The 8,934-nt window shown below is 62.8% G+C and carries 10 protein-coding genes and 1 tRNA gene; 5 read left to right on the top strand and 6 right to left on the bottom strand.

Annotated features, from left to right (window positions below; translation table 11 throughout):
* On the top strand, nt 1-94 hold a 94-nt coding region (locus tag HHL14_RS30710), incomplete at its 5' end, for an IS3 family transposase (protein ID WP_169495559.1).
* A 104-nt stretch (nt 95-198) separates the two neighbouring features.
* Here HHL14_RS30710 and HHL14_RS30705 read toward each other — a convergent pair.
* Together HHL14_RS30705 and HHL14_RS30700 are read right to left on the bottom strand one after the other, a co-directional pair.
* The gene (locus tag HHL14_RS30705) at nt 199-798 is read right to left on the bottom strand and encodes a MarC family protein (protein WP_169501364.1); all 600 of its coding nucleotides are present in this window, start codon (nt 796-798) and stop codon (nt 199-201) included.
* Between the two features lie 12 nt (nt 799-810).
* On the bottom strand, nt 811-2,547 hold the full coding sequence (locus HHL14_RS30700) for a proline--tRNA ligase (protein ID WP_169501363.1): 1,737 nt from the start codon (nt 2,545-2,547) through the stop codon (nt 811-813).
* Nucleotides 2,548-2,851: 304 nt separating this feature from the next.
* Between HHL14_RS30700 and HHL14_RS30695 the strand changes: the two genes are divergently transcribed.
* Nucleotides 2,852-3,598 carry an RNA pyrophosphohydrolase gene (locus tag HHL14_RS30695; RefSeq protein ID WP_169501362.1) on the top strand — a complete coding sequence of 249 codons (747 nt, stop codon included), beginning with the start codon at nt 2,852-2,854 and terminating at the stop codon, nt 3,596-3,598.
* Between the two features lie 76 nt (nt 3,599-3,674).
* Entirely contained in the window at nt 3,675-4,232 is a 558-nt protein-coding gene (locus HHL14_RS30690) for a CNP1-like family protein (RefSeq protein WP_169501361.1), read from the top strand.
* Nucleotides 4,233-4,364: 132 nt separating this feature from the next.
* On the opposite strand, the gene proB is transcribed toward HHL14_RS30690, so the two are convergent.
* The 4 genes from proB to rplU all read right to left on the bottom strand — a co-directional run bounded on the left by proB (nt 4,365) and on the right by rplU (nt 7,520).
* Complete coding sequence (gene proB, locus HHL14_RS30685) at nt 4,365-5,483, bottom strand: glutamate 5-kinase (RefSeq protein WP_169501360.1); 1,119 nt, start codon at nt 5,481-5,483, stop codon at nt 4,365-4,367.
* A 69-nt stretch (nt 5,484-5,552) separates the two neighbouring features.
* Nucleotides 5,553-6,674, bottom strand: coding sequence for an Obg family GTPase CgtA (cgtA, locus tag HHL14_RS30680; RefSeq protein ID WP_169501359.1), 1,122 nt, complete (start codon nt 6,672-6,674; stop codon nt 5,553-5,555).
* 248 nt (nt 6,675-6,922) lie between these two features.
* Complete coding sequence (gene rpmA, locus HHL14_RS30675; protein ID WP_008923994.1) at nt 6,923-7,183, bottom strand: 50S ribosomal protein L27; 261 nt, start codon at nt 7,181-7,183, stop codon at nt 6,923-6,925.
* Between the two features lie 25 nt (nt 7,184-7,208).
* The gene (gene rplU / locus HHL14_RS30670; protein ID WP_007180329.1) at nt 7,209-7,520 is read right to left on the bottom strand and encodes a 50S ribosomal protein L21; all 312 of its coding nucleotides are present in this window, start codon (nt 7,518-7,520) and stop codon (nt 7,209-7,211) included.
* Between the two features lie 283 nt (nt 7,521-7,803).
* Between rplU and HHL14_RS30665 the strand changes: the two genes are divergently transcribed.
* Entirely contained in the window at nt 7,804-8,796 is a 993-nt protein-coding gene (locus tag HHL14_RS30665; RefSeq protein ID WP_169501358.1) for a polyprenyl synthetase family protein, read from the top strand.
* 49 nt (nt 8,797-8,845) lie between these two features.
* Nucleotides 8,846-8,922 (top strand) — tRNA-Pro (locus tag HHL14_RS30660).
* Nucleotides 8,923-8,934: the final 12 nt, after the last annotated feature.

Raw genomic sequence — 8,934 nt, 5'->3', positions numbered from 1 at the left:
TTATATCCATTACTACAACCACGAACGCATCAGGCTCAAGTTGAAAGGCCTGAGTCCCGTGCAATACAGGACCCAGGCCTCGCGTACCGTTTAATCTCTAACCGTCCAACTTCGCGGGGTCAGTTCATGGATGGCCGCTTTTTTCATGGCTGCGTGGGCAGCGCGTTAATACATGCACCGAGGCAACCGCCGACGCGTTCACAGGTGATGCACGAAAGAGCGGATCCCGCCGAGCATCATCTCGACCGAAATCGCCACCAGCACCAGCCCCATCAGCCGTTCGAACGCCGCCATCACGCGCTCGCCGAGCCACGCCTGAATGCGTTCGGCCAGCATCAGCACGATCGCGCAGACGATCATCGTGACGGTCAGCGCGCCGATCCATTCGAAGGTCTTGCCCGGTGCCTGCGAGCTCAGCAGCATCACCGTCGCCAACGCCGACGGGCCCGCCAGCGCCGGAATCGCGAGCGGCACGATCAGCGGCTCGCCGCCGCGCGCGTCGCCGCCGAACGGGCCGTCAGGATGCGGAAACACCATCCGCAGCGCGATCAGGAACAGCACGATGCCGCCGCCGATCCGCAGCGACTGGTCGCTCAGGCTCATCATCCGCAGAAAGCTCTGCCCGAGCACCATGAACACCAGCAGGATCACAAACGCGATCGCCACCTCGCGCAGGATCACGATCGTGCGCCGCTCGGGCGACACGCCGCGCAGACAGCTGATGAAGATCGGAATATTGCCGAGCGGATCGGTGATCAGGATCAGCAGCACCGTCGCGGACAGGAAGGTGTACTCCACTGCCCGCTCCGCTTAGCGCGCGAGTGCCGCGCGGACTTTGTCGATCACGGCCTGTGCGGCGCTCTCGACCGGCAGCAGCGTCGCTTCGGTGTCGCGACGGCCCTGATACTCGAGCTTGCCGTCCTTCAGACCACGATCGCCGATCACCAGACGATGCGGCACGCCGATCAGCTCCCAGTCGGCGAACATCACGCCCGGACGCTCGCCGCGATCGTCGAGGATCACGTCGATGCCAGCCGCGACGAGTTCCGCGTACAGCTTGTCGGCCTGCTCGCGCACCGCGTCGCTGCGGTCATAGCCCATCGGGCACAGCACGACTTCGAACGGTGCGATCGACTCCGGCCAGATGATGCCCTTGTCGTCGAAATTCTGTTCGATCGCGGCGCCGAGAATACGCGTGACGCCGATGCCGTAGCAGCCCATTTCCATCGGCCGCGGCTTGCCGGTTTCGTCGAGGCAGGTCGCGTTCATCGCTTCGGAGTACTTCGTGCCGAGCTGGAACACGTGGCCGACTTCGATGCCGCGGCAGATGTCGAGCACGCCCTTGCCGTCCGGCGACGGATCGCCCTTCTTCACGTTGCGGACGTCGGCGACGACCGGCTCCGGCAGGTCGCGGCCCCAGTTCACGCCGGTGATGTGATAGTCGACTTCGTTCGCGCCGACCACAAAGTCGCTCATGTTCGCGACCGTGCTGTCCGCGATCACCTTGACCGGCTTCTTCGTGTTGATCGGACCGAGGTAGCCCGGCGGCGTGCCGAACGTCTCGATGATCTCGGCTTCGGTCGCCATGCGGAAGTCGGCGAGACCGGGCAGCTTGCCGACCTTGATCTCGTTCAGATCGTGGTCGCCGCGCAGCATCAGCAGCCAGATGGTCGGCTCGGCGCCTTCGTTTTCAGTGGCGAGAATCACCGACTTGATGGTGCGCTCGAGCGGAATGTTCAGCAGTTCGGCGACGGCCTCGCACTTCGCCTTGCCCGGCGTCGCGGTCTTCTTCATGTCCTCGGTGGGTGCGGCGCGTTGCGCGATCAGCGGCAATGCGTCGGCGGCTTCGACGTTCGCCGCGAAGTCCGAGGTCGGGCAATAGGCGATTGCGTCCTCGCCGGTGTCGGCAATCACGTGGAACTCATGCGAGCCGCTGCCGCCGATCGAACCGTTGTCCGCCGCGACCGCGCGGAATTCGAGGCCGAGGCGCGTGAAGATGCGCACGTACGCGTCGTACATCTTGCGATACGACTCGCGCAGGCCATCCGCGTCCTTGTCGAACGAGTACGCGTCTTTCATGATGAATTCGCGGCCGCGCATCAAGCCGAAACGCGGACGGATCTCGTCGCGGAACTTGGTCTGGATCTGATAGAAGTTGACCGGCAGCTGACGGTAGCTCTTGATCTGGTTGCGCGCGATGTCGGTGACGACTTCCTCGTGCGTCGGGCCCATCACGAAATCGGCCTGCTTGCGGTCCTTGAAGCGCAGCAGCTCGGGACCGTATTTTTCCCAGCGGCCCGATTCCTGCCACAGTTCGGCCGGCTGCACCGCTGGCATCAGCAGTTCGATCCCGCCCGCCCGGTTCATTTCCTCGCGCACGATGGCTTCCACCTTGCGGATCGAACGCAGGCCGACCGGCAGGTAGTTATAGATACCGCCCGCGACGCGACGGATCATGCCCGCGCGCACCATGAGCTTGTGGCTGATGATTTCGGCGTCGGCGGGCGCTTCTTTCAGGGTGCCGATAAAGAAACGGGAGGCTTTCATTCAGATTGTCCAAAAGCGGCGGCTCCGGAGGGACCGCCCGAAAAGGTGAAAACGTTGGGGAAATCGACACAGATCCGTTGCGGGGCCGGCCCGCTTCGCCCGACCGACGGCACGCGCTGCCGCCCACGGCACCGAAACCGCCGCGCAAAGCCTCTCGCGCAAGGAACAGGGCACGGAAAAACCGACAGGCTACCGCAAACACGGGCCTGTTGCGGCGAATCGTTCCATTCTTATGCGATTCGGTGCGTAGGGTTCGTTATCTGTTTATAATCAAAGCAATTTTAAAGGATTCGAAGGTGGTTGTATGCTGGATCGTGAAGGCTTTCGCCCGAACGTCGGCATCATCCTCTTGAACGCGCACAACGAGGTGTTTTGGGGCAAACGGCTCCGTGAACATTCCTGGCAGTTTCCGCAAGGGGGCATCAAATATGGTGAGACCCCTGTGCAAGCGATGTATCGGGAGTTACACGAAGAGACCGGGCTGCACCCCGAGCACGTCAAGGTGATTGGTCGCACGCGCGACTGGTTGCGTTACGAGGTGCCTGACAAGTTCATCAAGCGCGAGGTCCGCGGTCATTATCGCGGCCAGAAGCAAATCTGGTTCTTGCTCCGGATGGTAGGACGCGACTGCGACATCTGCTTGCGCGCCACCGACCACCCTGAGTTCGATGCGTGGCGCTGGAACGAGTACTGGGTGCCGCTCGACTGTGTGATCGAGTTCAAGCGGGATGTGTATCAGTTGGCGCTGACGGAGCTGTCCCGTTTCATGCGCCGGCCTGCGCCGCGTACGGAAAAACCTGGCGGGCATCATGGGCCGCGTTATCCCCGGATAGCGTCGTCGATGCAAAGCCCACCGGATTCAACGGTAAGCACGGTAATCACCACCGTCACGACCGTGAGTTCGGTCAGCGTCGAAACCTCGACGCACGTGCTGATCCTGCCGGATTGCGGTTCCGGCGGCGCAAGCGCGGCGGGTCCTGAGCGCGAACGCGAAACGGCCGACGAGGCCGGCGCCCAGTTCCCTCTGGTCCGACGGGGCGGTCGCGATTAACCATTCCGGGCGGCTGTCCACGCTGCCTCTCTCCGGCGCGGCTTTCAAGCCGCGTCGGTCTTTCGAGGAAATCATATTGAAAGCATTTGCACTCGCCGTGGCGTGCGTCGCCACCGGCGCCCTGCTGGCAGGCTGTTCGAGCGCCGGCAAGCCGACCAATAAAGACGACAGCGCGTTCGTCTACCTGCTGGACCGCAAGGGCAACTGGGTGGAAAACAAAGTGGACACGTTGCCGCCACTGCCCACAGACGCGAATCTGCTGCCGTTCGAAGTGTCCGGCAACACGCCGCTGCAATTTGCGATCGATCCGAAGTCGCTCAGCGTCGGCGACGATGGCGTGGTGCGCTACACCGTGGTCGTCACGAGCCCGAGCGGGGCGCGCAATGTCAGCTACCAGGGCATTCGCTGCGACACCTACGAATGGCGTCAGTACGCGGGCCTGAACGCAGATCACGACGACTGGGACAAGACCGTCGTCAACGAGTTTTCGCGGATCGAAAACGGCGCGCTGAACGCCTATCAGGCGGTGCTGTATCAGGACTATATGTGCGCGAACAAGATGCCGACCGGCAGCGCGAAGCAGATCGTCGAGAACATTCGCTACAAGCGGACGCAGACGTCGCTGATTCACTGAAGCCGGCGCACGGATTCTCGCGGATAAAAGAAAGCCGTTCCAGCCTGGTGCTGGAACGGCTTTTTTCATGAGACTTTTTCGCGGGCTTTTAACGCCCTGTGCACGGTTTCTACCCGTGCTGCCGCCGAAACGTCAAATCAGCACGAGATTATCGCGATGAATCAGCTCCGGCTCGAGCATGTAGCCAAGCACCGATTCGATCTCGCCGCTCGGACGCCGCTGGATCAGCTTGGTTTCCGCGCTGCTGTAGTTCGTCAAACCACGCGCGACCTCGCGCCCCGACGCGCTCACGCAGGCAATCACCTCGCCGCGCACAAACGCGCCCTGCACGCCGACGATACCGATCGGCAGCAGGCTCTTGCCGCCTGCGGTCAGCTTTTCGACCGCGCCATCATCGATCACGACGTGGCCGCGCACCTGCAGGTGATCGGCCATCCACTGTTTGCGTGCGGCCATGCGCGCCGTACGCGCGATCAGTTGCGTGCCGATCGCCTCGCCCGCAGCGAGCCGCAACAGCACGTCCGCCTCGCGCCCGCTCGCGATCACCGTATTGGCGCCGCTATGAGCCGCGCGCTTGGCGGCGAGAATCTTGGTCAGCATCCCGCCGCGACCGAGGCTCGAACCCGCGCCGCCCGCCATCGCTTCGAGCTCCGGCGCGCCGGCATCGGCCTGCTGGACGAGCGTCGCGCTCGGGTCCTTGCGCGGATCGGCGGTGAAGAGGCCCTGCTGGTCCGTGAGAATGATCAGCGCATCGCCTTCGATCAGATTGGCAACCAGCGCGCCGAGCGTGTCGTTGTCGCCGAACTTGATTTCATCGGTGACGACCGTGTCGTTTTCGTTGATGATCGGCACGACGCCGAGGCGCAGTAACGTGAGCAGCGTGGAACGCGCATTCAGATAACGCTCGCGGTCGGCGAGGTCGGCGTGCGTGAGCAGGATCTGCGCGGTCTGGATCGAATGCTCGGCGAAGCGGCTCTCGTACACCTGCGCAAGGCCCATCTGGCCGACGGCCGCGGCCGCCTGCAATTCGTCGATTTCGCGTGGTCGCCTGGTCCAGCCGAGCCGCTGCATGCCCTCGGCGATCGCGCCCGAGCTGACCAGCACCACTTCCTTACCCTGCGCGCGGAGTGCGGCAATCTGCGCGGCCCAACGGCCGATCGCCGCGTGGTCGAGGCCGCGCCCGTCGTTGGTGACGAGGCTCGAGCCGACTTTCACTACCAATCGCCGTGAATCTGCGATGACGGAACGCATTGTGCGCTGTCTCCCAAGATGACGCCTGATGCATGCCGGCAGCCGCCGCTGGCGCCGGCGCTCGAGTTGTTATTCCTGCGGGTCGTTGTTCGCTTCGCCTGCCGCCGCCGAGACCTCCGGTCCGTCGCGGAAACGCACGTCGGCAGCGAGATCTTCGGCTTCGGCCGCGCGCTGCGCGTCGGAGTGCTCGGCGAGATAGTCGAACACCGCGTAGCACAGATTTTCGCAGCCCTGACCGGTCAGTGCCGAGATCTCGAACACCGGGCCGTCCCAGCCGAAGCCTTCGAGGAAGGCCGCCACGCGTGCTTCGCGCTGGTCTTCCGGCACCATGTCGAGCTTGTTCAGCACGAGCCAGCGCGGCTTCTTATAGAGCAGTTCGTCGTATTTGCGCAGCTCGTTGACGATCGCCTTCGCTTCCACGACCGGATCGACCGCGTCGTCGAACGGCGCAATGTCGACGATGTGCAGCAACAGCCCCGTACGCTGCAGGTGGCGCAGGAACTGATGGCCGAGGCCTGCACCTTCCGCCGCGCCTTCGATCAGCCCCGGAATATCGGCGATCACGAAGCTACGGCTCGGCCCGACGCGGACCACGCCGAGATTCGGCGCAAGCGTCGTGAACGGGTAATCGGCGATTTTCGGCTTCGCGTTCGACACCGACGAAATAAACGTCGATTTGCCCGCATTCGGCATGCCGAGCAGACCGACGTCAGCCAACACCTTCAGCTCGAGGCGCACCATGCGACGCTCGCCGGGCTTGCCGTCGGTCTTCTGACGCGGTGCGCGGTTGGTACTGGACTTGAAATGCAGGTTGCCGAGACCGCCCGCGCCACCCTGCGCGATTTGCACGCTCTGGTTGTGCTCGGTCAGATCGGCGATCAGCTCGCCGGTATCCATGTCGGTAATCGTGGTGCCGACCGGCATGCGCAGCGTGATGTCGTCGCCGCCCTTGCCATAGCAGTCCGAGCCGCGGCCGTTTTCGCCGTTGCGCGCCAGATGCTTTTTCGCGTAGCGGTAGTCGATCAACGTATTGATATTGCGATCCGCGACCGCGATCACGCTGCCGCCACGGCCACCGTCGCCGCCGTCCGGGCCGCCGAACGGAACGAATTTCTCGCGGCGCATCGACGCGCTGCCATCCCCTCCGTCGCCGGCGATGACTTCAATCCTCGCTTCGTCAATGAACTTCATGCGTAACTCCGTCCCGTATGTGCTACCTGATTGTGCTGCCGATGTGATGCAGGAATGCTGCCAGATGAATTCTGCTATTTTGCCGCGCGCGCCGCGCGTTGATCAATCGACCATATGGCATAGCTGCCAGTGATGCGTGGCCGGTCCCATCGCCCGAAGCGGCGCGATCAGGAAGGCGCCGCAATAAAAAAGGCCCCGCGAACTTCGCGGGGCCTTTTTCCGGTCCTGAAGCCCGTGCCTGATTAAACTCAGGCTGCCGGGACGACGGAAACGGTGTGCTTCTTCGCCGCGCCCTTGGTCGAGAACTGGACGTGGCCGTCCTTCAGCGCGAACAGGGTGTGATCCTTGCCCATGCCGACGTTCTCACCAGCGTGCATACGCGTACCGCGCTGACGCACGATGATGCCACCAGCGTTGATAGCCTGGCCGCCGTAAACCTTCACGCCGAGGCGCTTCGATTCGGAGTCGCGGCCGTTCCGGGACGATCCGCCTGCCTTTTTGTGTGCCATTTGATTTGCTCCTTAACCGGTGCGCTTACGCGTTGATCGCGTCGATGCGCAGTTCGGTATAGTTCTGGCGGTGGCCGCCATGCTTCTGGTAGTGCTTCCGGCGACGCATCTTGAAGATGGTCACTTTTGCGTGACGACCTTGCGACACGACGGTAGCCTTGACGGAAGCCCCACTGACCAGCGGCGTACCGAACTTAATCGATTCGCCTTCGCCCACTGCGAGAACCTGGTCGAGCGTGATTTCAGCGTCAATGTCTGCCGGTATCTGTTCTACTTTAAGTTTTTCGCCGACGGCAACCTTGTACTGCTTGCCACCGGTTTTTATGACCGCGTACATTGAGAACCTCACTCTGTGTTCATTTTTCCCACGCACCGCGCGCGGAAACTGTCGATTATACATAGAGTTAGCTTCGCGGTCAAAACCCGCATACTAATCCGCCCGCATCCCCCGCTTCGCCTGCCTGGCCCCCGCCGGAGCGGCCACAAACAGCGCCCGACGCCTGCGCAAGCAACCCCGCCGGGCCAGTCCGCGACGCCGCAAACACGGCCGCGCAGCAGCCAAACGACCCGGAACTGCCTCGATCGCCTTATAATTCGCGGCACTACCCAATTCAGCCATCATGTCGTCGACCGCCACCCCCTCCCCCAACGTCGCCAGCCTGCTTGCTCCGATCGCCGAAGACATGCAGCAGGTCAATCGCGTCATCCGGCAACGTCTTGCGTCGGACGTGATGCTGATCAACCAGATTTCCGAGTACATCATCGGTGCCGGCGGCAAGCGGCTGCGTCCCGCGCTGCTGTTGCTGGTGGCCGGCGCTCTGGGCGATACGACGGGGCACCGGCATGAACTGGCGGCGGTCGTCGAATTCATTCACACGGCTACGCTGCTGCATGACGATGTAGTCGACGAATCCGACCTGCGGCGCGGCCGCCAGACCGCCAACGCGCTGTTCGGCAACGCGGCCAGCGTGCTGGTCGGCGACTTCCTCTATTCGCGCTCGTTCCAGATGATGGTCGGCGTGGGCAAGATGCGCGTGATGGAGATTCTGTCGGAGGCGACCAACATCATCTCCGAAGGCGAAGTGCTGCAGTTGCTGAACATGCACGACGCCGACGTCGACGAAGCCCGCTATATGCAGGTGATCCGCTACAAGACCGCCAAGCTGTTCGAAGCCGCAGCCCAGCTCGGCGCAGTGCTGGCGGGCGCCGACGCGAAAATCGAAGCGGCCGCCGCCGAGTACGGTCGCCGCATCGGCACCGCGTTCCAGATCATGGACGACTGGCTCGACTACACGGGCACGGCCGAGTCGATGGGCAAGAATGCCGGCGACGATCTGCGCGAAGGCAAGCCGACGCTGCCGCTCATCTATCTGATCGAGCGCGGTACGCCGGAACAGTCGGCCCTCGCGCGTGAAGCAATCGAGCAGGGCGGCACCGATCGTTTCGACACGATTTTCGAGGCGATCACGCGTTCGGGCGCGCTCGATCACACGCTCGAATGTGCGAAACAGGAAGCGCAGGCAGCCGCAGCAGCGATTTCTTCATTTCCCCATTCCATTTTCAAAGAGAGCCTGCTAGAATTATGTTCTTACTCGACGGCAAGACAGTCTTGAACGAGACTGAAACACCGAATTAGTCTGAATCGAGTCAGCAGTACCTAATCGGGGTGTAGCTTAGCCTGGTAGAGCGCTACGTTCGGGACGTAGAGGCCGGAGGTTCGAATCCTCTCACCCCGACCAGATTCTCCTTGT

The sequence above is a fragment of the Paraburkholderia antibiotica genome (assembly GCF_012927125.1).
Taxonomy (GTDB): Bacteria; Pseudomonadota; Gammaproteobacteria; order Burkholderiales; family Burkholderiaceae; genus Paraburkholderia; species Paraburkholderia antibiotica.
The sequence above is the reverse complement of the archived record's forward strand: the minus strand, read 5'-3'. Positions and strand labels throughout refer to the sequence as shown.

Coding starts and splice junctions, on each gene's coding strand:
- HHL14_RS30700 (WP_169501363.1), bottom strand. CDS start 2,547: ATGAAAGCCTCCCGTTTCTTTATCGGCACCCTGAAAGAAGCGCCCGCC.
- HHL14_RS30695 (WP_169501362.1), top strand. CDS start 2,852: ATGCTGGATCGTGAAGGCTTTCGCCCGAACGTCGGCATCATCCTCTTG.
- proB (WP_169501360.1), bottom strand. CDS start 5,483: ATGCGTTCCGTCATCGCAGATTCACGGCGATTGGTAGTGAAAGTCGGC.
- cgtA (WP_169501359.1), bottom strand. CDS start 6,674: ATGAAGTTCATTGACGAAGCGAGGATTGAAGTCATCGCCGGCGACGGA.
- rpmA (WP_008923994.1), bottom strand. CDS start 7,183: ATGGCACACAAAAAGGCAGGCGGATCGTCCCGGAACGGCCGCGACTCC.
- rplU (WP_007180329.1), bottom strand. CDS start 7,520: ATGTACGCGGTCATAAAAACCGGTGGCAAGCAGTACAAGGTTGCCGTC.
- HHL14_RS30665 (WP_169501358.1), top strand. CDS start 7,804: ATGTCGTCGACCGCCACCCCCTCCCCCAACGTCGCCAGCCTGCTTGCT.